23 protein-coding genes and 2 pseudogenes are annotated in these 22,728 nt (G+C 61.5%); 15 read left to right on the top strand and 10 right to left on the bottom strand.

The features are described from left to right. Nucleotides 1–2: 2 nt before the first annotated feature. The 4 genes from ND528_RS06695 to lptM are packed head-to-tail and all read right to left on the bottom strand — an operon-like array spanning nt 3 to nt 3,003. A complete protein-coding gene (locus ND528_RS06695; protein WP_024014772.1) occupies nt 3–728 on the bottom strand; it encodes a DUF484 family protein in 726 nt (241 codons plus the stop codon). A gap of 13 nt (nt 729–741) precedes the next feature. Then, entirely contained in the window at nt 742–1,572 is an 831-nt protein-coding gene (gene dapF, locus ND528_RS06690) for a diaminopimelate epimerase (protein WP_137214386.1), read from the bottom strand. Nucleotides 1,573–1,575: 3 nt separating this feature from the next. After that, nucleotides 1,576–2,823: a diaminopimelate decarboxylase gene (gene lysA / locus ND528_RS06685; RefSeq protein WP_263469949.1), complete on the bottom strand. Its 1,248-nt coding sequence runs from the start codon at nt 2,821–2,823 to the stop codon at nt 1,576–1,578. A 9-nt stretch (nt 2,824–2,832) separates the two neighbouring features. After that, nucleotides 2,833–3,003: an LPS translocon maturation chaperone LptM gene (gene lptM, locus ND528_RS06680; RefSeq protein ID WP_016772589.1), complete on the bottom strand. Its 171-nt coding sequence runs from the start codon at nt 3,001–3,003 to the stop codon at nt 2,833–2,835. 313 nt (nt 3,004–3,316) lie between these two features. Here lptM and cyaY point away from each other — a divergent pair, with 313 nt between their 5' ends. The 3 genes from cyaY (at nt 3,317) to rnk (ending at nt 4,548) form a co-directional block, all read left to right on the top strand. Then, nucleotides 3,317–3,649, top strand: coding sequence for an iron donor protein CyaY (gene cyaY / locus ND528_RS06670; RefSeq protein ID WP_041476930.1), 333 nt, complete (start codon nt 3,317–3,319; stop codon nt 3,647–3,649). A gap of 3 nt (nt 3,650–3,652) precedes the next feature. Continuing rightward, nucleotides 3,653–3,874 carry a DUF1289 domain-containing protein gene (locus ND528_RS06665; protein WP_130912469.1) on the top strand — a complete coding sequence of 74 codons (222 nt, stop codon included), beginning with the start codon at nt 3,653–3,655 and terminating at the stop codon, nt 3,872–3,874. Nucleotides 3,875–4,128: 254 nt separating this feature from the next. Beyond that, entirely contained in the window at nt 4,129–4,548 is a 420-nt protein-coding gene (rnk, locus tag ND528_RS06660; protein ID WP_130912468.1) for a nucleoside diphosphate kinase regulator, read from the top strand. A 9-nt stretch (nt 4,549–4,557) separates the two neighbouring features. On the opposite strand, the gene ND528_RS06655 is transcribed toward rnk, so the two are convergent. The 3 genes from ND528_RS06655 to ND528_RS06645 all read right to left on the bottom strand — a co-directional run bounded on the left by ND528_RS06655 (nt 4,558) and on the right by ND528_RS06645 (nt 8,310). After that, nucleotides 4,558–7,395, bottom strand: coding sequence for a class I adenylate cyclase (locus ND528_RS06655; RefSeq protein ID WP_263469948.1), 2,838 nt, complete (start codon nt 7,393–7,395; stop codon nt 4,558–4,560). Between the two features lie 181 nt (nt 7,396–7,576). Continuing rightward, on the bottom strand, nt 7,577–7,822 hold the full coding sequence (locus ND528_RS06650; protein WP_016772594.1) for a TIGR02647 family protein: 246 nt from the start codon (nt 7,820–7,822) through the stop codon (nt 7,577–7,579). A 200-nt stretch (nt 7,823–8,022) separates the two neighbouring features. Next, nucleotides 8,023–8,310 carry a hypothetical protein gene (locus tag ND528_RS06645; protein WP_263469947.1) on the bottom strand — a complete coding sequence of 96 codons (288 nt, stop codon included), beginning with the start codon at nt 8,308–8,310 and terminating at the stop codon, nt 8,023–8,025. A 123-nt stretch (nt 8,311–8,433) separates the two neighbouring features. Between ND528_RS06645 and ND528_RS06640 the strand changes: the two genes are divergently transcribed. After that, complete coding sequence (locus tag ND528_RS06640) at nt 8,434–9,093, top strand: glutathione S-transferase family protein (protein ID WP_130912465.1); 660 nt, start codon at nt 8,434–8,436, stop codon at nt 9,091–9,093. A 130-nt stretch (nt 9,094–9,223) separates the two neighbouring features. On the opposite strand, the gene argH is transcribed toward ND528_RS06640, so the two are convergent. After that, nucleotides 9,224–10,618, bottom strand: coding sequence for an argininosuccinate lyase (gene argH, locus ND528_RS06635; RefSeq protein ID WP_130912464.1), 1,395 nt, complete (start codon nt 10,616–10,618; stop codon nt 9,224–9,226). Nucleotides 10,619–10,938: 320 nt separating this feature from the next. Between argH and ND528_RS06630 the strand changes: the two are divergent. The 8 genes and pseudogenes from ND528_RS06630 to ND528_RS06595 form a co-directional block, all read left to right on the top strand. Beyond that, nucleotides 10,939–11,091: pseudogene (locus ND528_RS06630) on the top strand (sensor histidine kinase); the annotation flags it as partial. Further along, entirely contained in the window at nt 11,088–11,834 is a 747-nt protein-coding gene (locus ND528_RS06625) for a LytR/AlgR family response regulator transcription factor (RefSeq protein ID WP_130912463.1), read from the top strand. The pseudogene ND528_RS06630 and the gene ND528_RS06625, both read left to right, overlap by 4 nt. A gap of 137 nt (nt 11,835–11,971) precedes the next feature. Further along, nucleotides 11,972–12,913 (top strand): hydroxymethylbilane synthase, encoded by a 942-nt coding sequence (gene hemC / locus ND528_RS06620; protein WP_056791656.1) that lies wholly within the window; start codon nt 11,972–11,974, stop codon nt 12,911–12,913. Then, nucleotides 12,910–13,656, top strand: a pseudogene (locus ND528_RS06615) (uroporphyrinogen-III synthase); the annotation flags it as partial. The gene hemC and the pseudogene ND528_RS06615, both read left to right, overlap by 4 nt. A gap of 36 nt (nt 13,657–13,692) precedes the next feature. Continuing rightward, complete coding sequence (locus ND528_RS06610; protein WP_256674653.1) at nt 13,693–14,835, top strand: uroporphyrinogen-III C-methyltransferase; 1,143 nt, start codon at nt 13,693–13,695, stop codon at nt 14,833–14,835. Further along, entirely contained in the window at nt 14,832–16,070 is a 1,239-nt protein-coding gene (locus ND528_RS06605) for a heme biosynthesis protein HemY (protein WP_263469946.1), read from the top strand. Before ND528_RS06610 ends, ND528_RS06605 begins: the two co-directional genes overlap by 4 nt. Nucleotides 16,071–16,286: 216 nt before the next feature. Continuing rightward, a complete protein-coding gene (locus tag ND528_RS06600; protein WP_263469945.1) occupies nt 16,287–16,838 on the top strand; it encodes a disulfide bond formation protein B in 552 nt (183 codons plus the stop codon). A 180-nt stretch (nt 16,839–17,018) separates the two neighbouring features. After that, complete coding sequence (locus ND528_RS06595) at nt 17,019–17,477, top strand: Rsd/AlgQ family anti-sigma factor (RefSeq protein WP_016985889.1); 459 nt, start codon at nt 17,019–17,021, stop codon at nt 17,475–17,477. A 58-nt stretch (nt 17,478–17,535) separates the two neighbouring features. On the opposite strand, the gene ND528_RS06590 is transcribed toward ND528_RS06595, so the two are convergent. Next, the gene (locus tag ND528_RS06590; protein WP_016772603.1) at nt 17,536–18,201 is read right to left on the bottom strand and encodes an FKBP-type peptidyl-prolyl cis-trans isomerase; all 666 of its coding nucleotides are present in this window, start codon (nt 18,199–18,201) and stop codon (nt 17,536–17,538) included. A gap of 192 nt (nt 18,202–18,393) precedes the next feature. On the opposite strand from ND528_RS06590, the gene ND528_RS06585 reads away from it, so the two are divergent. Beyond that, nucleotides 18,394–19,587 carry an AlgP family protein gene (locus tag ND528_RS06585; RefSeq protein WP_130910603.1) on the top strand — a complete coding sequence of 398 codons (1,194 nt, stop codon included), beginning with the start codon at nt 18,394–18,396 and terminating at the stop codon, nt 19,585–19,587. Here ND528_RS06585 and ND528_RS06580 read toward each other — a convergent pair. Then, nucleotides 19,584–20,045, bottom strand: coding sequence for a TIGR02444 family protein (locus ND528_RS06580; protein WP_130910604.1), 462 nt, complete (start codon nt 20,043–20,045; stop codon nt 19,584–19,586). The genes ND528_RS06585 and ND528_RS06580 overlap by 4 nt on opposite strands. Before the next feature lie 50 nt (nt 20,046–20,095). Here ND528_RS06580 and ND528_RS06575 point away from each other — a divergent pair, with 50 nt between their 5' ends. Beyond that, nucleotides 20,096–22,006 carry an ATP-binding cassette domain-containing protein gene (locus tag ND528_RS06575; RefSeq protein WP_130910605.1) on the top strand — a complete coding sequence of 637 codons (1,911 nt, stop codon included), beginning with the start codon at nt 20,096–20,098 and terminating at the stop codon, nt 22,004–22,006. Beyond that, nucleotides 22,006–22,587, top strand: coding sequence for a mechanosensitive ion channel family protein (locus tag ND528_RS06570; protein WP_024014760.1), 582 nt, complete (start codon nt 22,006–22,008; stop codon nt 22,585–22,587). The genes ND528_RS06575 and ND528_RS06570 overlap by 1 nt, the downstream gene beginning before the upstream one ends. The last annotated feature ends 141 nt before the right edge of the window (nt 22,588–22,728 follow it).

Genomic DNA, 22,728 nt, shown 5'->3' with positions numbered 1-22,728 from the left:
GGTCAGCGTACCGAGCGCAGCGAGCTGTTGACCCGTGGCAGCACGCGGCCCATGACCTCGGCGATGTAACTGAGGAACAAGGTGCCGACCGAGCTCTTGTAATGCTGCGGGTCGCGACTGGCGATGGCCAGGATGCCGTGGATGCCTTGATGGCTGACGGCAACCACGGCGGTTGAGCCGATCTGCTGGCGCTGTTCTTCGCCGAAGAGGAAATCCAGCTCATGTTCACGCAGGCTGCCGCTGACGCTTTTGCCTTCGGTGAGCAGGCCGCCAATCGCGGTTTGCGCATCGGCGTGGGTCACCCAGCGGCCGACCGGTGCCGGGTTGTCGCCGAGCAGGATCAGGCTGACGAAGGGCACCTGGAAATCCTGACGCAGGCTGTCTTCAACGCTGATGACCACGTCTTCCAGGGTCGATGCATCCATCAGCGCGAGGATCAGGCGGCGGGTCTTTTCGAACAGGCGATCGTTGTCGCGGGCCACGTCCATCAGATGCGAAAGGCGATGGCGCATCTCGATATTGCGATCGCGCAGGATGGTCATCTGCCGCTCGACCAGCGACACGGTGTCGCCGCGTCGGTGCGGAATGCGCAACGACGGCAGCAGCTCTTCGTGCTCAACGAAGAAGTCCGGATGAGCCTCCAGGTAGGCGGCAACCGCGGCTGCCTCAAGGCTCTCGGACGCTGATTCGTCGACTGGTCGGGCGGGTACCTGTGGCTTGTCGGTCATGATTTCTGCTCGCTCAAAGACGCACTTGTCCTTCGTATACACGCACTGCCGGACCGGTCATCAACACCGGTTCGCCCGGGCCGGCCCACTCGATGGACAGACGCCCGCCGGGCAGGTCGATCAACAGCGGCGAATCCATCCACCCCTGACTGATGGCCGCCACCGCCGCCGCACAGGCGCCGGTGCCGCAGGCCTGGGTTTCCCCGGCGCCGCGTTCCCATACGCGCAGTTGCGCACGATGGCGGTCGATGACCTGAAGGAAACCGACATTGACCCGCGCCGGGAAGCGCGGATGGTGTTCTATCTTCGGCCCCAGTTCATGCACCGGTGCACTGTTGATGTCATCCACGCGTATGACCGCATGGGGATTGCCCATCGACACGGCGGCCAGCTCGACCGTGGCGCCTTCGACGTCCAGCTGATAACTGCTGGCCTGGGCTGGCGCCTGGAACGGGATGTCCGCCGGCACCAGGCGCGGCGCGCCCATGTTCACGCCGATCTGGCCGTCGTTACGCACGTCCAGTTCGATGATGCCGCCCTTGGTCTCGACGCGGATCTGCCGCTTGGCAGTCAGACGTTTGTCGAGCACGAAGCGGGCGAAGCAGCGCGCACCGTTGCCGCATTGCTCCACTTCCGAACCGTCGGAGTTGAAGATCCGGTAGCGAAAATCCACATCCGGGTTGCTCGGTGCTTCGACGATCAGCAACTGGTCGAAACCGATCCCGGTGTGGCGATCGCCCCATTGCTTGGCGTGTTTGGGCTGAATGTGCGCGTGCTGGCTGACCAGGTCGAGAACCATGAAGTCGTTGCCCAGGCCGTGCATTTTGGTAAAACGCAGCAGCATGGGTTACTCCGGCAGCAGGCTTTCGCCGGCAAACAGCTCGGCCACGGTTTCGCGGCGACGCACTTCAAAAACCTGATCACCATCCACCAGCACCTCGGCGGCACGGCCGCGGGTGTTGTAGTTGGAGCTCATGACGAAACCGTAGGCTCCGGCCGAATGCACCGCCAGCAAGTCGCCTTCTTCCAGCGCCAGCTCGCGGTCCTTGGCGAGAAAGTCGCCGGTTTCGCAGATCGGGCCGACGATGTCGTACTTGCGTGCAGCGCTGTCGCGCGGCTTCACCGCCGTGACATCCATCCACGCCTGATACAGCGCCGGGCGGATCAGGTCGTTCATCGCCGCGTCGACGATGGCGAAATCCTTGTGCTCGGTGTGCTTGAGGTATTCGACCTGGGTCAGCAACACGCCGCCATTGGCGACGATGAAGCGGCCCGGCTCGAACACCAGCGCCAGATCACGCCCGTCGAGACGCTCGCGCACGGCTTTGATGTAGTCGGCAGCCAGCGGCGGCTCTTCATCGCGATAACGCACGCCCAGGCCGCCACCGAGATCAATGTGGCGCAGGTGAATGCCGCAATCGCCCAGACGGTCGACCAGATCGAGCAAGCGATCCAGGGCGTCAATGAATGGCGGCAGGGTGGTCAGTTGCGAACCGATGTGGCAGTCGACACCGACCACTTCCAGGTTCGGCAGATGCGCGGCGCGCACGTACACGTCTTCGGCGTCGGCAATGGCGATGCCGAACTTGTTCTCTTTCAGACCGGTGGAAATGTACGGATGGGTGCCGGCATCGACGTCCGGGTTCACGCGCAGCGAAACCGGGGCGCGAACACCCAGCTCGGCGGCGACCACTTGCAGGCGCTCGAGCTCGTCGGTGGATTCGACGTTGAAGCAGTGCACGCCGACTTCGAGGGCGCGACGCATGTCGTCACGGGTCTTGCCGACGCCGGAGAAAACGATCTTGTCGGCGCTGCCACCAGCGGCCAGTACACGTTCCAGCTCACCACGGGAAACGATGTCGAAACCGGCGCCGAGACGGGCCAGGAGATTCAGTACACCGAGGTTGGAGTTGGCTTTGACCGCGAAGCAGACCAGATGCGGCATGCCGGCCAGCGCATCGGCGTAGGCCAGATACTGCGCTTCGATGTGGGCGCGCGAGTAGACATAGGTGGGCGTGCCGAAGCGGTCGGCGATGGCGGACAGCGCCACACCTTCCGCGAACAGTTCCCCGCCACGGTAGTTAAAAGCGTCCATGGCGATCCCTTAGTAAACGTCGTGCTTGTGAGCCTTGGATGGCTGCTTTTGCGAGGACTGGGCTTGTTCGGCCGGGTCCTGGTCGTCATCGGGCAGGTACAGCGGGCCTTTTTGACCACAGGCCGAAACCAGGCAGGCAACCGCGACGAGCGCAGCAAGGGAAGAGATCAGGCGCTTCATGGCGAAATCCTTGAAAATGCGTTAATTGCGCCGGAGTATACCGGCCACCCGGCAGCTTGCCTATGCGAGGGGGTTCCCGTCCGGCGGGGCTCCTGAGAAGCGCATCATCCCTGTGGGAGCGAGCCTGCTCGCGAAGGCGTCGGCAAATTCAACAGGCTCGTTGCCTGACACACCGCTTTCGCGAGCAGGCTCGCTCCCACAGGGGCGGTGTTGAATAGGCGACAGGTGCTTGGTCGTTAATCTTTGCAATCGGCCGGCAGCGTCCGTATCTTTCGGCGCTTGAGCCTGATCAGACATTTTTGAGGTTGCCGCAATGAGTTTGTCCGAAGCCCGTTTCCACGATCTGGTCGATGAAACCCAGGAAAAACTGGAAGACATATTTGACGAAAGCGATCTGGACATCGATCTGGAAAGCTCGGCCGGCGTGCTGACGGTCAAATTCGAAAACGGCAGCCAGTTGATCTTCAGCCGCCAGGAGCCATTGCGTCAGCTGTGGCTGGCGGCCGTGTCCGGTGGTTTCCACTTCGACTACGACGAAGAAAGCGAGCGCTGGATGTGCGACAAGAGCGAAGAGCAATTGGGCGAAATGCTTCAGCGCCTCGTCAAACAGCAGGCTGGCGCCGAATTCGATTTCGAAGGTCTGTGATTCGTGGCTGATGCAGCGCCTGTTCGCCCGCCGAAACCGCTCTACAGCAACGTCAGCCCGGCGGTGCCTTCGCCGTGCACGGGCGTCTGTCGTCTGGACGAGCAGAAGGTCTGCCTCGGCTGCGCGCGCCACGTCGAAGACATTCGCGAATGGCGCTCGGCGGATGATCAGCGGCGCCGGGTGATATGCCAGCAGGCTGCCGCACGAAAATCCCAAGCCTGTTGATATCGTGGCGAGGGGATTTATCCCCGTTGGGTCGCGTAGCGGCCCCAAAATCTATACGGCTGCTGCGCAGCCGAACGGGGATAAATCCCCTCGCCACAAGGGTTTCACCCAGGCAAAAAAGGGCGTGACTTGTATATTTTTTGAGCTGTGATAGTGTCCGCGAACGCCTCAAACCACCGAGGCACGGTGAAAACCCCGTCTTTTTTGGCGGGGTTTTGCTTTTTTTGTGCAGAAGAAAGGAGTCTGCCTGGATCATGACCGCACCTTCCATCACCCTTACCCGTCTGGACGTGCAACGTCTGGAGCGCCTGATCGACAGCCTGAGCGAGAAAGACCAGGCTGCGCCGGGCGTGATTGCGCTGCAAACCGAGCTGGACCGCGCCGATACCGTGGTCGGCCACGATGAAGTGCCCGCCGATGTCGTGACCATGAATTCCCGCGTGCATTGCCGCGAAGAAGGCAGTGGCAAGGATTACCACCTGACGCTGGTCTATCCCAAGGAGGCCAACGCCGACGAAGGCAAGATCTCGATCCTGGCACCGGTCGGCAGTGCGCTGCTGGGCCTGAAGGTCGGTCAGCACATCGACTGGCCGGCGCCGGGCGGCAAGTCGCTGAAACTGACCTTGCTGGAAGTGGAATCGCAACCGGTCAACGGCGGCGCCTTTCCCGAATAAATCCCCGCTTCAAACCTGTTCGAGCGCTTCATTCAACGAGCGCTCCAGGTCCGCCTTGTAGCGCAGATAGAGATTGCTTGAACTGTGCCCGTCACCGAGCAGCCCCGAGAGATCGAGGTCGGTGATGTAGCAGCGATAGCGCTCGGTCTCGCGGCGCTGCTCGACGATCTCCCGGGCGACCACGCTGAACAACTGGTCGCCATGCTCCAGCTCGCTGAATTCGCGCTGATTGCAATACAAGGTGACCTGCACTTCGCCCGGCGCGGCTTTGCCGATGATCGCCTGCACGTCATAGAACGGTTTGTTCACCGGTGTCTGCGGTGCTGGCCGGGTTTCGACCCTGCGTGAGCGCCCCGGGCCCGACAGCTGGTAATACAAAGTCTCGGGGCTGCCCGCAGGGCCACCGTCCATCGGCAATTGCGCTTCACGGCGGTACTGGATCGATTGCAGAAAACGCTGCAGCGGTACCAGCAGACTCTGCTCGTCGTGGTACGGCAGTTGCTGCTGCCACAGCGCATTGAATTCATCCAGCACGTACAGCTCGGCCTGCTGCTCGCTGATGCGGTAGAACACCTGAATGCACTCCGGCTGACCCATCGGCAGGATCAGCGCGAGGTCATGGTCCTCCAGTGCCATCGGGTCGAGGTGCAGCGGGCTGTAGCGCGGTTGTTCTTCGCCCAGATAATCGAGCAGTGCCGGCAGAGTGGCGAGGGCGACATGGTTGACCTGACCCGGCACCAGCTCCAGCACGTGATAGTGCTGCTGCACTTGAATCAGGTAGCGATGATTCAAATTGCTGAGCAACAGGGTCTGCGCGGTGTCGACGATTTCCTCGACGCGGCGGGCAATGAACTGCGCGCGGTTGTGGCAGAAGCAGCGTACTTTCAGGGATGGCTGCACAGGCCCGCGCGGCAGGTTGTTGAGGTAATCGCGCAGGCAATCGAGCAGCGCATGCGGGCCGTCGAAACGATTGACCAGCACTTCGTTCCAGCTGTTGAGCGTGACCTGATCGAGGGTCAGCACCAGGTTCTCGCGCACACCGGCATAGCTCAGCGAGTCGGTGCGCTCGGTGGTCATCAGGATGTTCAGATCGCGATGATGCTTGAGCGGGTCGACGCCGACGTTGATCAGCAGCAGCACTTCGCTGGGTACGGCAGCACGCAGCAATGGCTCTTCGGCCACGGTGGGCAAGGGCAGGGCGATGCACTGCTGCAGGCTGCCGAGCAGGTTGAACAGTTCGAACTCGCTCAAGTCGCTGGTGCCAGGATGCAGGGCCAGGCGCGTGCTGCTGTCGATCACGCCGTTGCGGTGGCACCAGGTCAGCAGTTCAAGCAGCTCGCGACTGCGCTTGATCGGCGCGAAGTGTTCCCACTCCAGCGCCGTCAGGCTGCCGTTGTACAAACCCCACTGGGTCTGCCCCGGCTCTTTTTTGTTCGGCGATTGCACCAAGGTCAGGGTGTCTTCGGCCAAGTCCGGGGCGATGCCCGGATTGATGAATTCGACCTTGTCGGCCTTGCGCTCGAACGCCGCGTACAGGCGCCGGCCGAGCACATTGAGGTCGCGCTTGTTGATCAGGCTGACAGTCTGTTCGCTGCGAGCGAACTGGGTCAGAAAGCGATAGCTGTAGTTGAGTTCATTGACCAGCGCGCGGCGCTCGGCGCTGACCTGGCGGACTTTCCACTGACTGCGGCTGTCGAGCAGCGCCAGTTGTCGCTGATCCCAGTGCCACTCGCCGGCCAAGCGTTCAAGCAGTGTGCGTTGCCAGCCCTGGCTGCGGCTGTTGCCGGTGAGCTTGCGGTTGACCTTCAGATACAGCGCGCGGCGCACCAGCTCCAGGCGTTCCGGCTCGTTACGGGCAATCAGGTATTCCTCGATACGCCGATACACGACCATGTACGGGTCGAGCTCATCGAGATCGAGCTGATTGGCAAACACGGCTCTCTTGAAGCGCAGGCTCAGGCATTGCACGTGCGGATGTTCGCTGGCGTACACCTCGGTCAGCAGCAGTTTGAGCACTGACTTGTAGGGCGACTCGATGCCTTTGAACAACTGCCACAACCCGGCACCGATGAATTCGCCGGGCGGAATGGTTGCCATCGGCCCGAGATCGAGGGTTTCGTCGGCGCGAATAAAGCGCTTGGACAGTAGGGTGTGGGTGTACGCGTCGTAGGCTGTTTCTTCATAGACCGGCACCAACCACCAGATCGGCGTGCGCCCGGCCAGCCAGATCGCCGTGCGATAAAACTCGTCGAGCAGCAGATAGTGCTGGGTGCTGCCGCAGTTGTCCGAACTGAGCTTGGAATCTCGTTCGCCTTTGACGAAGCGCGCCGGGTCGATCAGGAAGAAATGCGCTTCGGCACCCTGGCTCGCAGCCCAGGCTTCCAGCAATTGGCACTTCTTGCTCAGCTCGGCGAGTTCGCTCTCGCTCAGATCCGGCCCATGGCAGACCCACACGTCCATATCGCTCTGATCGGCCTGGGCCAGCGTGCCGAGGCTGCCCATCAGGAACAGGCCGTGGATCGGTCGCGGCGGGTTACTGCCGTGGCGCGGTTTGTAGGAAAACGAGCGAGTCAGGCGCTGCGCCTCAGTCAGCGCACTGGCGTCCGGCTCATAATTCGAGAGACCCGCCGGCGTACTGCCCGAGACATAGCCAGGCAGCAACGGATGATTGACGTGAAAGAACAGCGGCAACAGCGTCAGCACGCTTTGCTGGCGCGTCGACAACCCTTCGAGTGCGCGGCCGAGGCGGCCTTCATTGAGTTTGAGAAAACGTGCGCGCAGTTGGCTGAGTACCTTGCGGTCGATGCCTTCGTCCAGGTCGGGGCGGATTTCGTGGGTGCGCGTCATGTCAGCTCAAACCGGCTTGCAGGCTCGGATGTAGAGGGTCTCGGATTGGCCGCAGTTTAGCCTCTGCGCAGCAGGACGTTTAAGCTGAATTTGTTTTTTGACGGCAGATTTTTATCGACAGCGTTCAGGCTGGCCCGCGGAAATCCCGTGGCAGGAGTTTCCGTGGGCAAAGTCAGAGAAATCAGGCGGTTTCCTGTTCTTTCAAAATCGTCAGTACGGTCTGCACGTTTTGCGCGGCATCGCGACCGAGGCTGGTCAGATAACCGCCATCGGGCTGGTCGGTGAGTTCTTTTTCAAAGAGGCGCTGGGCAGCAGCGATGTGTTTCGGGGCAGCGGTCTGATGAATTTTCAGACCTTCCTGGGAACTGTCCAGGTTGAAGAGTGCAAGGACTTCCAGTTCGGCAACCAACTCAGGGGTAAGCGACATAAGGACTCCAGACTTTCTAGGAATTGGACGACAGCGCCCCTAAGGTGAACCCGCTGGTGCGGCATGTCCAGTGCTCAGATCAGGGGATTTTGTCTTGAGGCGAATTCCAGTGTAGTCCGCATAAAAAAGATCGCAGCCTTCGGCAGCTCCTACGAGAGATTGGTGCAGGAGCTGCCGAAGGCTGCGATCTTTTGATTTTATTATTTTTCCGGTGGCAGCTCTGGCAGCTTGCGCAATGCCGTTTCGTACCATTCGGTGTCGAACGGGCGGTCTTCATCGAGCATCGCGTCAATTTCGAAAGCCAGCACATGGGCCATCAAATTGAGGATCTCCTCACGGTCCATGCCGACCAAAGTCAGCTTGTTCAACGTCGCCTTGGCCGCCGGCGGGTTGTCGCTTTCGATCTGGTTCTCGATGGCTTCGATCAGGGTCGCTTCGGTGAATGCTTCTTCGTCGTCATCGTTGACGATATCTGTCGGCTCGCTCATTGCAGGCTCCTCAGGGAAAGGCGCCAGTTTACCCGCATTCAGCGGCGTGATGCTGCTGGCGGGAAACGCCGCGGCGATCTATAAACAGGCACTGCCCACCCCGCACGGCCTGGAGGCTCTGTGATGTTCAAGCTCTACGGATTCGCTGTCAGCAACTACTACAACATGGTCAAACTGGCACTGCTGGAAAAAGGCCTGGCCTTCGAAGAGGTGACCTTCTACCCGACACAAACCCCGGAATCACTGGCAATCAGCCCGCGCGGAAAGGTCCCGGTGCTGGGTGTCGACGCCGGTTACATCAACGAAACCGCGATCATCCTCGAATACCTCGAACAATCACAAAAGGGCACGCCGCTCCTGCCCAGCGATCCGTTCGAGCGCGCGCAGGTATTGGCGATTGCCAAGGAGATCGAGTTGTACATCGAGTTGCCGGGGCGTGCCTGCTATGGCGAGGCGTTTTTCGGTATGACATTGCCGGAGGCGATCAAGGAGAAGACCCGGACCGAGCTGCTGCTGGGCTTCGCCGCGCTGGGCCGTCATGGCAAGTTCGCTCCGTACGTGGCGGGTGACAGCCTGAGCATTGCCGATTTGTATTTCCTCTACAGCGTGCCGCTGGCCTGTGCGGTCGGGCAGAAGCTGTTCGGGATCGATCTGCTGGCCGAGATGCCGCAGGCGAGAGCGCTGCTGGAGCGGCTTGAGCAGAATCCGCACGTGCAGAAGATTGCGGCGGACAAGGACGCGGCGATGCCGGCGTTTTTGGCAATGATTGCTGCCAAGAAGTGAATTTTGTAGCGCTCTGAAGGAAGCCTTCGCGAGCAGGCTCGCTCCCACATTGAGCCGGTGGTGAACACAAATTTTGTGAACATCCAGAATCCCTGTGGGAGCGAGCCTGCTCGCGAAGCTTTTTTGGCTTCTAGCGGCTGGCGATCAACGCCTGACCGCGCGCCACCGCAGCCTTGACCTGCGCCGGCGCAGTCCCGCCGATATGGTCGCGTGCATTCACCGAGCCTTCGAGGGTCAGCACGGCAAACACGTCCTGCTCGATCTGATCGCTGAACTGACGCAGTTCTTCCAGGCTCATCTCGGCCAGATCCTTCCCGCTGTCGACGCCGTATTTCACTGCGTGGCCCACGATTTCGTGGCAATCACGGAACGGCAGGCCACGGCGCACCAGGTAGTCAGCCAGGTCAGTCGCAGTGGAGAAACCGCGCAGTGCCGCTTCACGCATGATCGCGTGTTTCGGCTTGATCGCCGGGATCATGTCGGCGAACGCGCGCAGCGAATCGCGCAGGGTATCGGCGGCGTCGAACAGCGGCTCCTTGTCTTCCTGGTTGTCCTTGTTGTAGGCCAGTGGCTGGCCTTTCATCAGGGTCAGCAGGCCCATCAGCGCGCCGAAGACTCGGCCGGTCTTGCCGCGCACCAGCTCAGGCACGTCGGGGTTTTTCTTTTGCGGCATGATCGAGCTGCCGGTGCAGAAACGATCCGGCAGATCGATGAACTGGAACTGCGCGCTGGTCCACAGCACCAGCTCTTCGGAGAAACGTGACAGGTGCATCATCGCGATGCTCGCGGCCGAGCAGAATTCGATGGCGAAGTCGCGATCGGAAACGTTGTCCAGCGAGTTGCCGCCGACGGCGTCGAAGCCGAGCAGTTGCGCGGTGTATTCGCGGTCGATCGGGTAAGTGGTGCCGGCCAGCGCGGCGCTGCCCAACGGCATGCGGTTGGTGCGCTTGCGGCAGTCGACCAGACGCTCGTAGTCGCGGCTGAGCATTTCGAACCAGGCCAGCATGTGGTGCCCGAAGGTCACTGGCTGTGCGGTCTGCAGGTGAGTGAAGCCCGGCATGATGCTCGCGGCCTCACGCTCGGCTTGCTCCAGCAGGCCTTTTTGCAGGCGGGTGATCTCGGCGAGGATCAGGTCGATTTCATCGCGCAGCCACAGGCGGATATCGGTGGCGACCTGGTCGTTGCGGCTGCGCCCGGTGTGGAGCTTTTTACCGGTGACGCCGATGCGGTCGGTCAGGCGCGCTTCGATGTTCATGTGCACGTCTTCGAGGTCGACGCGCCAGTCGAACTGGCCGGCCTCGATTTCGCCCTGAATGGTGTTCAGGCCATCGATGATGCTGTCGCGCTCGGCATCGGTCAGCACGCCGACCTTGGACAGCATGGTGGCGTGGGCGATCGAGCCCATGATGTCGTGGCGATACAGGCGCTGGTCGAAAGTGACGGAGGCGGTGAAGCGGGCGACGAAGGCGTCGACGGGTTCACTGAAGCGGCCGCCCCAGGACTGATTGGTCTTGTCAGTGCTCATGAATTCGCTCGTATCGGCTTGAAGAAATGGCGTGAAACGCTGGCGCGGATAATAACAGGGTTGCCAATCCTGTCGCTGACACCGGTCGATACGTTTTTTCGCGGATGTGTCAGGCATGTCCGGCGCGGTCTGCAAGGAATTTACAAAAGGATATTTTTTGATTGAGCAATATCGTTCCGACGAACGTCTACAGTGGACATAAGGGTCGGTGCGATTGCGGATCATGCAAAGGTCTGGCCACCGACTATAAGAAGAGGGGGCGGGTGAGTTGTCCAACGGCCAACCACCGTGAGAAACGCAGGAAACAGTGGGCTCTGAGCGGTACGACCCGGACGCTGGCAAATATTGCTGGCCGACGTACGGCACTTTTTGGCGCTCGGGCTAGTCTTAGCGTGGATCGCGGTGACGCAGGTCACTACACCTGTCTACGCTATCCTTGTGCGAGACTCACGCAGGAATCCAGCGCAATATGAATGTCCTGATCGTTGATGACGAACCCCTGGCTCGCGAGCGCATAAGCCGTATGGTGAGCGAACTCGAGGGTTACACAGTCCTGGAGCCCAGTGCCACGAATGGCGAGGAGGCGTTAGCGCTGATCGACAGCCACAAGCCGGATATCGTGCTGCTCGATATCCGCATGCCGGGCCTCGATGGCCTGCAGGTTGCTGCCCGACTGTGCGAACGAGAGACGCCGCCGGCCGTGGTGTTTTGCACCAGTCCCGATGAATTTGCCGTGGAAGCCCTGCAGGCCAGCGCCGTGGGCTATGTGGTGAAACCTGTGCGAACCGAACACTTGAATGAAGCCCTGAAGCGGGCTGAACGTCCCAACCGGGCGCAACTCTCGGCCCTGACCCGTCCCGCTGCCGAAAGTGGCAACGGCCCACGCAGCCACATCAGCGCACGGACCCGTAAAGGCATCGAGCTGATTCCGCTGGATCAGGTGGTCTACTTCATCGCCGACCACAAGTACGTGACCCTGCGTCACGAAGCCGGCGAGGTGCTGCTCGACGAACCCCTCAAAGCCCTTGAAGACGAATTCGGCGAACGCTTTGTGCGTATCCACCGCAATGCGCTGGTCGCTCGCGACCGCATCGAGCGCTTGCAACGCACGCCACTGGGACATTTCCAGTTGTTCCTCAAAGGCCTCAATGGCGATGCGCTGATTGTCAGCCGGCGGCATGTTGCCGGTGTGCGCAAGATGATGCAGGGGCTTTGACCCGGTCTTCAGCGGTCTTTTCGTGTTCTTTTATCCGGCATGGCAGGCCAGGGAGGCCGCGCCGGTTCTGATTCAGGTCAAAGCGAAATTGACTGAGCTGTTATTATCCGCCGTATCTATTCAGTACGGATTGTTCCATGTCCCCTCGCGAAATCCGCATCGCCACCCGTAAAAGTGCGCTGGCCCTCTGGCAGGCCGAATACGTCAAAGCCCGTCTCGAGGCGGCCCACCCGGGCCTGCTGGTGACGCTGGTGCCCATGGTCAGTCGCGGCGACAAGCTGCTCGACTCGCCACTGTCGAAGATCGGCGGCAAGGGTCTGTTCGTCAAGGAGCTGGAAACCGCGCTGCTGGAAAACCAGGCCGATATCGCCGTGCATTCGATGAAAGATGTGCCGATGGACTTCCCGCAAGGCCTGGGTCTGTTCTGCATCTGTGAGCGTGAAGACCCGCGCGATGCATTCGTCTCCAACACCTACGCCAGTCTTGAAGCGCTGCCTGCCGGGGCCATCGTCGGCACTTCGAGCCTGCGTCGGCAGACGCAATTGCTGGCGCGGCGTCCCGATCTGCAGATCCGTTTCCTGCGCGGCAACGTCAACACCCGTCTGGCCAAACTCGACGCCGGCGAGTACGACGCGATCATCCTCGCCGCCGCCGGTTTGATCCGCCTCGGTTTCGAGGATCGCATCACTTCGGCGATCAGTGTCGATGACAGCTTGCCGGCCGGTGGCCAGGGCGCGGTCGGCATAGAATGCCGCAGCGCCGACCACGAAATCCACGCCTTGCTCGCGCCTTTGCATCACGCCGATACCGCTTCGCGGGTGAACGCCGAACGCGCCCTCAACAAACACTTGAACGGCGGCTGCCAAGTGCCCATCGCCTGCTACGCGGTGCTCGAAGGCGAGCAACTGTGGTTGCGCGGCCTGGTCGGTGAGCCAAGCGGCGGCAAGCTGCTCAGCGCCGAAGCCCGGGCGCCGCGTGCCGACGCGGAAACCTTGGGCGTACAGGTCGCTGAAGACCTGCTCAAGCAAGGCGCCGACGACATTCTCAAAGCGGTGTACGGCGAGGCGGGTCACGAGTGACGGCTTGGCGCCTGCTGCTGACGCGCCCTGCGGATGATTGCGCGGCGCTGGCCGAACAGTTGGCCGGGCACGGGATTTTCAGCAGTTGTCTGCCGCTTTTGGACATTGTCCCGCTGCCGGTCTCTGACACTATTCGCCAGGCGATTTCGCGATTGCCCGATTGCAGCGCGGTGATTGTGGTCAGCAAACCGGCGGCGCGGATCGCGGTGGATCTGCTCAAGTCCGCAGGCACGGCGCCATTGAGCATGCCGTGGTTCAGCGTCGGCGCGGCGACCGCAGGCATTCTTCGCGAGCATGGTCTCGATGTCAGCTTCCCGGCTGATGGCGATGACAGTGAAGCCCTGCTGCAATTGCCGCGTCTGCGCGAGGCGGTGAGTCAGCCCGGTGCGCAGGTGATGATCCTGCGCGGCGAGGGTGGTCGTGAACTGCTCGCCGAGCGCCTGCGCGCGCTTGGTGCTAGTGTCGAGTATCGGGAGTTGTATCGCCGCGACCTGCCAGCCTACCCGCCAAACGAGCTGCCACGGCGGATCGAAGCGGAACGCTTGAACGGGCTGGTGGTCAGCAGTGGACAGGGTTTCGAGCACCTGCGGCAGATGGCCGGCGATGCCTGGCCGAAGATCGCGCAGTTGCCGTTGTTTGTACCGAGCCCGAGGGTCGCCGAGCTGGCACGTGCCGCCGGGGCTCAAACAGTTGTGGATTGCCGCGGCGCGAGTGCCGCGGCTTTGCTGACGGCGTTACGGGAATGTCCCGTGCCGTTTTCTAATGCAAAGGATGGATACGTGAGCGAAACAGCCTTGCCAAAAGATGACGTCCAGCCTGCGCTCGATGCCCAGGTTGAAACTCCACCACCGGCCAAAGAGCCGCGCCGAGGCAATGGACTGGCGATTGTCGCCTTGCTGCTCGGCGCCGCCGGTGTCGCCATAGGCGGCTGGGGTGTCTGGCAGGTGCGCCACCTGCAGAACAACACGCAGCAACAGTCGAGTCAGGTGCAGGCGTTGAACGATCAGGCGCAGAGTCTGAAGCTCAACGAACAGCGTCTGACCGAACGCCTGGCGCAGCTGCCCGGTGCTGACGAGCTCGCCGAGCGCCAACGTCTGGTGACGCAATTGCAGGGCGATCAGCAGCGCCTCAATCAACGTCTGGAAACCGTCCTCGGCGCCAGCCGCAAGGACTGGCGTCTGGCCGAGGCCGAACACTTGCTGCGTCTGGCCAGCCTGCGCCTTTCAGCGTTGCAGGACATCAGCAGCGCCCAGGCACTGGTACAGGGCGCCGATGAAATTCTGCGTGAACAGAACGATCCGGGTTCCTTCGCCGCGCGCGAGCAAGTGGCGAAAACCCTGGTCGCCTTGCGCAGCACCGAACAGCCGGATCGCACCGGGCTGTTCCTGCGTCTCGGCGCGCTGCGCGATCAGGTCATCGACCTCACGGAGCTGGCGCCGGAGTACAAGGATCGCGGCGAGTCGCTGCTGGGCCTGACCAACGATGGCGATGGCGCCAGTCGCTGGGCACAGTGGTGGGACAAGGTATCGCGCTATATCCGCATCGACTTCAACGCTGACAAGAACGTCAAACCGCTGCTGGCCGGACAGAGCCTGAGCCAGGTGCGCCTGGCCCTGAGCCTGGCGCTGGAGCAGGCGCAGTGGGCCGCGCTCAACGGTCAGGCGCCGGTATACACCCAGGCGTTGGCCGAGGCGCGCGATGTGCTCAAGGGCAATTTCAATCCGGACAACCCGCAAAGCAAAGTCATGCTGGAACAGGTCGCCGAGCTGAGCAAGGAACCGGTCACCGTCAAGACTCCGGATCTGACCGGCACCTTGAGTGCGGTGCAGGGATATCTGGAGCGACGTAACGTCAATGCCGAGGAATCGGTGAAACCGTTCGCCAAGCCTGCCGCCAATGCTGCGCAGGAGGCGACCCCATGAAGCGCCTCTATGTAATCGTGTTTCTGGTCATCGCCGCGACGGCAGCACTGGGCCTGGCGATTGCCGAGCATTCCGGTTACGTGCTGGTGGCGTACAAGAGCTTCCGCTACGAATCGAGCCTGTGGGCGACACTGGCGGTGATAGCGGTGCTGTGGCTGCTGTTCTGGGGCATCAAGGTGCTGGTCGAGCTGGTGATGACCTCCACCGGCGTGGTCAATCCGTGGTCGCGACGCAATCGCAGCCGCCGCGTGCAAGTGGCGATCGAACACGGACAACTGGATCTGGCTGAAGGTCGCTGGGCCAGCGCGCAACGGCATCTGACCCGCGCAGCGGAAGCCGAGCGTCAGCCGCTGCTGTATTACCTCGGCGCCGCCCGTGCGGCGAACGAGCAAGGCCAGTACGAAGAAAGTGATCGTTTGCTTGAACGCGCGCTGGAGCGTCAGCCGCAAGCCGAATTGGCGATCGCCCTCAGTCACGCACAGTTGCAGACCGATCGTGGCGACACCGACGGTGCGCTGGTGACCTTGCAGGCGATGCATGAACGGCATCCGCGCAGCGCGCAGACATTGCGTCAATTGCAACGTCTGCATCAGCAGCGTGGCGAATGGTCGGCGGTGATTCGTCTGTTGCCGGAACTGCGCAAAGACAAGGTTCTACCGCCGGCTGAACTGGCTGAACTCGAGCGTCGCGCCTGGGGTGAGAATCTGTCCCTGGCAGCGCAACGCGAAGAAGACGGTACCGTGGGTCTACAATCGCTCAAGCGGGCGTGGGAACAGCTGACTTCGGCGCAGCGTCAGGAAGCACCTTTGGTACTGGCCTATGCCGAGCAACTGCGCCAGTTGGGCGCTCAGGTCGAAGCGGAAGAAGTGCTGCGCACAGCGCTCAAGCGCAAGTACGACAGCCATCTGGCGCGGCTTTATGGTCTGGTTCGTGGCAGTGATCCTGCGCGTCAGTTGCAGATTGCCGAAGGCTGGCTCAAGGAGCATCCGGCCGATCCGAGTCTGCTGCTGACCCTCGGGCGGTTGTGTCTGCAAACCAGCCTGTGGGGCAAGGCTCGCGACTATCTGGAAAGCAGTCTGCGCGTGCAGCGCAATCCGGAGACCTGTGCGGAACTGGCCCGCCTGCTTGCACAGCTTGGCGATACCCAGCGCAGCAATCAGTTGTTCCAGGAAGGTCTCGGGCTGCTGGATGAACGCTTGCTGGCGGCGCCTTTGCCGGTTGTGGCGAAGGTCTGAAGGGCGGGGGAGGATGCTCCCTCGCGAACTTCGATGACCGAAAATTCCCCTTCTTTGCGCTCAAGAGACAAAGTCCTACAGAGCGCTTCACCATTTCCTATCGAGCCTGTCGGGTTTTCCCTACACCTGTGGTGAACTGTCGGCAGGTCCTTGCCTTGAAAGGCTGACACGCTTTCCTCTACCGTAACCGTCTGTCTCTACTGTTACGGAAAAGCCATGTCGTTGGCCTGCTCACGCTCCTTGTTCTTCATGGCTTTCATTGCGGGGGCCTTTGCTCTGGGAGCTTCCTATTACCTCGAATACGCGGTCGGCCTGACGCCTTGCAGTCTGTGCCTGGTGCAGCGGTTGTTCCTCACCCTGCTGTGCATTGGCTGTGGCGTGGCGGCGGTGCATGGCCCCCGGCGCGGCGGATTATGGTGGTACTGGCTGTTTGCGCTGGGCGCCAGTCTGGGCGGAACCACCGCTGCGTGGCGGCAGGTCCTGATCCAGAGCGACTCCATGCTGCAACTGGTCAGATGCTCGCCAACCGTGGAGTCACTCTTCAGTGGTTTGCCGTGGATCTGCGCATTACAACGGATGCTCAACGGCGGCGCCGATTGCGCGGAAATTTCCTGGACGCTGTTCGATTTGAGCATCCCTGAATGGAGCCTGCTGTTTTTTGTCGGCGTGTCGATTCTTGCTGTTTGTCAGTTGTTGCGTCTGATCTGGAGCGCTCTGCAACGACCGGTCAGCGACGAAGCGTCGCACCACATGCTGGTCAGGGATTAAACACTTGTATGAACTTTATCTCCTGCGTACCTTGAAGCCATAGGCGTGCGGGCATAATCTGGCCGGCACGTGTCATTGGATTTATGTTGCTCGATGACGCTCTGCCCGATCGTCCACCAGTCAAATCAGAACAGGGCGCGGGTGTAGAGCAGCATGACCCACAAGGGAAGAGAGATCGCCATGCTCGAAAGTTGTCAGAATGCTCAGGAACGTTGGGGTGGGGTTCATCTGCTGATCGACCGCTGGTTGCAGGAGCGTGAAGAGCTGATCGGCGCCTACGACAAGCTCGGTGCGCAGCCTGAGTCGCTGTCCGAGAGCCGCAAGCCTTTGCAGGAATTCTGCGGGGTGCTGGTCGATTACGTATCGGCGGGGCACTTCGAAATCTATGAACAGCTGACTGGCGAAGCCAAGGCGTTCAACGACAAGCGCGGTCTGGAACTCGCCGAGACCATCTACCCGCGCATTGACGTCATTACCGAGAAGCTGCTCGCGTTCAACGACCTGTGCGATGAAGGCAAATGCGTTGCGGAGAAATTCAAGGAATTGGGCGGCTTGTTGCACGAGCGCTTTGAACTTGAAGATTGCCTGATCGAAGTGCTGCACACGGCACACAAGGAAGAAGATCCGGTTCAGGCCTGATCCACGTCCTTCATGAAAAAACGGTGCGCCCGAAAGCGCACCGTTTTTTTATGCCTGATCAGCTCGTCGCGCCGCGCAATTCCACTTCAAAAACCAGTGGCGTGAATGGCGCAATCAGGTCGCCGGCACCGTCGGCGCCATAGGCCTGATCCGATGGAATCACCAGTCGCCATTTCGCCCCCACCGGCATGTTCTGCAAGGCGGTGCGCCAACCGGCGATTACGCTGTCGAGGTTGAACCATTGCGGCTGGGTGTTCTGATCGAACACGGTGCCATCCGGCAGCTTGCCGACATACAGCACCTGCACTTTGCCGTCGGGGCCGGCCTTGGCGCCAGTGCCCGGAACCAGTTCAGTCAGAAGGATGCCGTCGGCCAGTTCCTTCACCCCCGGTTTGGCTTTTTCCGCACTGAGAAAGCGTTGCTCGTTTTCCATCGCCGCGTCGCTCGATTGCCGTGATGCCTGCTCGGCATTGCGCGATTCGTGGTCGGCCAGAATCTGTTCGATACGCGCTTCACTCAGCGCCAGCGGCTTGCCCTGATACGCCTGTTGCAGACCTTCGATCAGCGCCTGGATCTGCAACTGCGGCACCTCCTGACGCAGCCGTTCGCCGAGGCTGGCACCGAGGCTGTAAGCCAGATCATGAGCATCGTTCGCCGTGTTTTTTTCATCGGCATACGCCGTCGAAAAAAACACGCAGAGGGACAAAATAAAGTAGCGCGACATGGGCACTCTCCGACCTGGGATGCGGGGGATTATGCCAGTGCAAACGTCTGCATCGGTGAACTGCTTTTCCCCGCGCGCAGAACATTTCGGCTTCGGTGCAACGCAACGGTGCAGATACTGTCAACATGCCCTAGCGGCGGTATCAGCAGAGGTCTAGTATGAGCCGCACTCACGTCAGCCAGGAGGTAAACCATGTCGGCCACCAAGAAGCCTGTAAATACTCCGTTGCACTTACTCCAACAGTTGTCGGGCAGCCTGCTCGAGCATTTGGAAAACGCTTGCTCGCAAGCCTTGGCTGATGCTGAAAAACTGCTCGCCAAGCTGGAAAAACAGCGTGGCAAGGCGCAGGAAAAACTGCACAAATCGCGCACCAAATTGCAGGACGCCGCCACCGCCGGCAAAGCCAAGGCACAGAACAAGGCCAAGGCTGCCGTGAAAGAACTCGAAGACTTGCTCGACGCTTTGAAAGATCGTCAGTCCGAGACCCGCAGCTACATTCTGCAGCTCAAGCGCGATGCCCAGGAAAGCCTGAAACTGGCCCAAGGTGTTGGTCGCGTGCAGGAAGCAGTGGGCAAGGTTCTGTCGTCGCGTTCGGCCAAACCGGCAGCAGCACCAGCGAAGAAAGTCGCTGCCAAGCCTGCTGCAAGCAAAGCCCCGGCGAAGACCGCTGCGGCGAAACCTGCTGTTGCGAAAACCGCCGCCAAACCAGCGGCCAAGGCGCCAGTGAAAGCGGCTGCCAAACCAGCGGCAAAAACTGCAGCGAAGAAGCCGGCGGCGAGCGCGGCAAAACCGGCGGCTAAAACCACCGCAGCCAAACCTGCTGCAGCCAAGCCAGCAGTGAAAGCCACCCCTGCCAAAGCCGCGGCAAAACCGGCCGCGAGCAAAGCTGCACCGGCAAAAACCGCAGCCGCCAAACCTGCTGCCAAAGCAGCAGCGAAACCAGCAGCAAAACCTGCTGCGAAGACCGCCGCTGCGAAGCCTGCTGCCAAGACTGCGGCCAAGCCGGCCGCCGCCAAACCTGCTGCGAAAGTGGCGGTAAAACCGGCTGCCAAACCAGCCGCAACATCGGCAGCAAAACCTGCGGCAAAAACCGCTGCGAAACCGGCCGCCAAGCCAGCTGCGAAACCCGCTGCTGCCAAGCCTGCGACCGCTGCTGCAAAGCCGGCCGCCAAGCCAGCCGCAAAACCAGCGGTGAAAAAGCCTGCAGCTGCCAAGCCAGCCGCGACCAAACCGGCTGCCGCTCCAGCAGCCAAGCCTGCACCTGTGGCGACCCCGGCTGCCCCAGCTGCCTCGGCACCGTCGTCCGCCACTCACTCGACCCCTTCGACTGCGCCAGCGCCAGCCGCCTCGTCGAATGTCAGCAGCACCCCGACCAGCGCTTCCTAAGTGCCGGTCGCCGCGACGCGCAGCACTTGCAGCGCGTCGCGGCTCAGGCTGGCGGCATTGCCGGCCAAGCCCTCAAGCCAGGTCACCGAACCTGCATCGTTGCGCGTCCACTCCTGCGCCACACCTTCCAGCCGTGACAGCAAGGTTCGCTCAGCTTCAAGCTCCAGTGACTTGATCTGCTCGCGCATGCCTGCCACCACCGCATCATCGACGGCCCGCGCTTTCCATTGCATGCGCAGGGTTCGCAGAGGCTGCACCACCTCGACATCCCACGGCGCGGTCAAGGCCCTGAGCAAGCGCACGCGCGGTTCATCGCAGGTCACCGCACGCTGCTCCAGCCATAAACCGCAAAGCAACAGGCAGACATTGGCGCCCGCCGTTTGCAATTGCAGGCAGGCATCTTCCACGCCCGGTCGGGCGTAGACATCAAGGGCAAAGCTCCACAGGTCAGAGGACATCGTGCTACTCGCGCCAGTTGTGAGCGAAGCTGGTAGACTCCGCCGCCATTATGATCCGACTTCAGAACCTGACTTTACAGCGTGGCCCGCAACGTCTGCTAGAAGACGCCGAGCTGACCCTGCACGCCGGCCACAAAGCCGGCCTCATCGGCGCCAATGGTGCCGGCAAATCCAGCCTGTTCGCCCTGCTGCGCGGCGAGTTGCACCCGGATTCGGGCGACTGCCTGCTGCCGGCCGACTGGCGTATCGCGCATATGCGCCAGGAGGTCGACACTCTTGAGCGCCTGGCGGTTGATTATGTGCTCGATGGCGACCTGCGTCTGCGCGAGGTGCAGCGCGAGCTTGCCGCCGCCGAGGAGGCCCACGACGGCACCGCACTGGCGCGCCTGCACGCTGAACTCGACAGCGCCGACGGTTACACCGCCGATGCGCGGGCGCGCAAGCTGCTCGCCGGTCTTGGTTTCACCAATGAGCAGATGGATCGTCAAGTAGGCGATTTCTCCGGTGGCTGGCGGATGCGTCTGAATCTGGCGCAGGCACTGATGTGCCCGTCGGATCTGCTGCTGCTCGATGAACCGACCAACCACTTGGATCTCGACGCGATCATCTGGCTCGAAGAGTGGCTGAAGAGTTATCCGGGCACCTTGCTGCTTATTTCCCACGATCGGGATTTCCTCGACGAAGTGGTCGATCACGTCGCCCATGTTGATCAGCGCAAACTGACCCTCTACCGGGGCGGCTACACCGCGTTTGAGCGCGCCCGCGCCGAGCGTCTGGCCCAGCAGCAACAAGCCTACGAGAAGCAGCAGGCGCAGCGTGCGCACATGGAGAGCTACATCGCTCGCTTCAAGGCGCAAGCGACCAAGGCCCGTCAGGCGCAGAGCCGGATCAAGGCGCTGGAGCGCATGGAAGAATTGTCGGCGGCCCACGTCGATTCGCCGTTCGACTTCGTCTTCCGCGAGTCGACCAAGATCTCCAGTCCGCTGATCGACCTGTCCGATGCGCGCTTGGGTTATGGCGACAAGACCATCCTCGAGAAGGTCAAGCTGCAACTGACCCCGGGTGCGCGGATCGGTCTGCTTGGGCCGAACGGTGCGGGTAAATCGACGCTGATCAAGAACCTCGCCGGCGAGCTCGAACCGCTTGCCGGGCGCCTGACCCGTGGCGAAAACACCGTGGTCGGCTACTTTGCCCAGCATCAGCTCGACTCGCTCGACGCCAAGGCCAGCCCATTGTTGCATTTGCAGCGTCTGGCGCCGGGTGAGCGCGAGCAGACCCTGCGCGACTTCCTCGGCGGCTTCGACTTCCGGGGCGCACGCATCGATGAGCCGGTGCTGAATTTCTCTGGTGGCGAGAAGGCCCGTCTGGCCCTCGCGCTGATCGCCTGGGAGCGGCCGAACCTGTTGCTGCTCGACGAACCGACCAACCACCTCGACCTGGAAATGCGCCTGGCGCTGACCATGGCCCTGCAGGAATTCAGCGGTGCGGTGCTGGTGGTCTCTCACGATCGGCACTTGCTCAAGAGCACCACCGACAACTTCTATCTGGTTGCTGACGGCAAGGTCGAAGAGTTCGATGGCGATCTCGAAGACTACGCACGTTGGCTGGTGGAATACCGTCAGCGCAATGCGCCGGTCAGCAACACGCCGATCAACCCGGACAAGACCGACAAGAAAGCGCAACGCCAAGCGGCGGCAGCGTTGCGTCAGCAACTGGCGCCGCACAAGCGCGAGGCCGACAAGCTCGAAGCCGAACTGGGCAAGCTGCACGAGAAACTGGCCAAGGTCGATGCCAGCCTGGGTGACAGCGATATCTACGAGCCGGCACGCAAGAATGAATTGCGTGATCTGCTCGCCGAACAGGCCAAGTTGAAGGTGCGTGAAGCCGAGCTGGAAGAAGCCTGGATGGAAGCGCTGGAAACCCTGGAAAGCATGCAGGCGGAGCTGGAGGCGTTGTCCTGATGGAAGCCTTCAAGCTGCCCTTTGCGGCGGTGTGGGTCGAACCGCTCTGGTTCACCGCGCAGATTCTGCTGATTCTGCTGGCCGGTTACCTGACCCAGCGTTTCGTCGCCAAAGGCCTCACTCGCCTGGGTGAGCGCTATCCGTTTCCGCCGCAGTTGCTGATGCCGCTGCGTGGCGTGTTGCGCTGGCTGATCATGGGCAGCGCGCTGCTCTTCGTGCTTGAGCGCCTCGGTGTTTCGGCCACGGTGCTGTGGACGGCGCTGTCGGGATTTGTCGCGGTGGCTGCGGTGGCGTTCTTTGCCATGTGGAGTGTGCTGTCGAACCTGCTCTGCGCCATTCTGATCTTCACCGTCGGGCCGTTCCGCCTCGGCGACGTGGTCGAGCTGGTGGACACCACCGACAAGCCTGGCGTCAAAGGCCGGGTGATCGCGATCAATCTGCTCTACACCACGCTGGTCGAGGCCGAAGAACTCGGTACCGGCAGCGCCATGGTGCAGGTGCCGAACAGCCTGTTCTTCCAGCGTTCGGTGCGGCGTTGGCGCGGGACCGATGTGTTTCCTTCCAGCGGGTTTGAGAAGTAATTTCTACGTCGTCTGTTCCGACGCCTTCGCGAGCAGGCTCGCTCCCACATTGGAATGCGTTCCTCCTGTGGGAGCGAGCCTGCTCGCGAAGGGGCCCTCAGCTTCCCGCAATATTTAGCAAAAAACTGGTAGTCATCCACA

It is taken from the genome of Pseudomonas mercuritolerans (genome assembly GCF_025706525.1).
Lineage (GTDB): Bacteria > Pseudomonadota > Gammaproteobacteria > Pseudomonadales > Pseudomonadaceae > Aquipseudomonas > Aquipseudomonas mercuritolerans.
This window is presented reverse-complemented; position numbering and strand designations above follow the sequence as displayed.

Excerpts from the sequence above, each read along its gene's own strand:
- ND528_RS06695 (WP_024014772.1), bottom strand. The coding sequence starts at position 728 with ATGACCGACAAGCCACAGGTACCCGCCCGACCAGTCGACGAATCAGCG.
- dapF (WP_137214386.1), bottom strand. The coding sequence starts at position 1,572 with ATGCTGCTGCGTTTTACCAAAATGCACGGCCTGGGCAACGACTTCATG.
- lysA (WP_263469949.1), bottom strand. The coding sequence starts at position 2,823 with ATGGACGCTTTTAACTACCGTGGCGGGGAACTGTTCGCGGAAGGTGTG.
- lptM (WP_016772589.1), bottom strand. The coding sequence starts at position 3,003 with ATGAAGCGCCTGATCTCTTCCCTTGCTGCGCTCGTCGCGGTTGCCTGC.
- cyaY (WP_041476930.1), top strand. The coding sequence starts at position 3,317 with ATGAGTTTGTCCGAAGCCCGTTTCCACGATCTGGTCGATGAAACCCAG.
- rnk (WP_130912468.1), top strand. The coding sequence starts at position 4,129 with ATGACCGCACCTTCCATCACCCTTACCCGTCTGGACGTGCAACGTCTG.
- ND528_RS06655 (WP_263469948.1), bottom strand. The coding sequence starts at position 7,395 with ATGACGCGCACCCACGAAATCCGCCCCGACCTGGACGAAGGCATCGAC.
- ND528_RS06650 (WP_016772594.1), bottom strand. The coding sequence starts at position 7,822 with ATGTCGCTTACCCCTGAGTTGGTTGCCGAACTGGAAGTCCTTGCACTC.
- ND528_RS06645 (WP_263469947.1), bottom strand. The coding sequence starts at position 8,310 with ATGAGCGAGCCGACAGATATCGTCAACGATGACGACGAAGAAGCATTC.
- ND528_RS06640 (WP_130912465.1), top strand. The coding sequence starts at position 8,434 with ATGTTCAAGCTCTACGGATTCGCTGTCAGCAACTACTACAACATGGTC.
- argH (WP_130912464.1), bottom strand. The coding sequence starts at position 10,618 with ATGAGCACTGACAAGACCAATCAGTCCTGGGGCGGCCGCTTCAGTGAA.
- ND528_RS06625 (WP_130912463.1), top strand. The coding sequence starts at position 11,088 with ATGAATGTCCTGATCGTTGATGACGAACCCCTGGCTCGCGAGCGCATA.
- hemC (WP_056791656.1), top strand. The coding sequence starts at position 11,972 with ATGTCCCCTCGCGAAATCCGCATCGCCACCCGTAAAAGTGCGCTGGCC.
- ND528_RS06605 (WP_263469946.1), top strand. The coding sequence starts at position 14,832 with ATGAAGCGCCTCTATGTAATCGTGTTTCTGGTCATCGCCGCGACGGCA.
- ND528_RS06600 (WP_263469945.1), top strand. The coding sequence starts at position 16,287 with ATGTCGTTGGCCTGCTCACGCTCCTTGTTCTTCATGGCTTTCATTGCG.
- ND528_RS06595 (WP_016985889.1), top strand. The coding sequence starts at position 17,019 with ATGCTCGAAAGTTGTCAGAATGCTCAGGAACGTTGGGGTGGGGTTCAT.
- ND528_RS06590 (WP_016772603.1), bottom strand. The coding sequence starts at position 18,201 with ATGTCGCGCTACTTTATTTTGTCCCTCTGCGTGTTTTTTTCGACGGCG.
- ND528_RS06585 (WP_130910603.1), top strand. The coding sequence starts at position 18,394 with ATGTCGGCCACCAAGAAGCCTGTAAATACTCCGTTGCACTTACTCCAA.
- ND528_RS06580 (WP_130910604.1), bottom strand. The coding sequence starts at position 20,045 with ATGTCCTCTGACCTGTGGAGCTTTGCCCTTGATGTCTACGCCCGACCG.
- ND528_RS06575 (WP_130910605.1), top strand. The coding sequence starts at position 20,096 with ATGATCCGACTTCAGAACCTGACTTTACAGCGTGGCCCGCAACGTCTG.
- ND528_RS06570 (WP_024014760.1), top strand. The coding sequence starts at position 22,006 with ATGGAAGCCTTCAAGCTGCCCTTTGCGGCGGTGTGGGTCGAACCGCTC.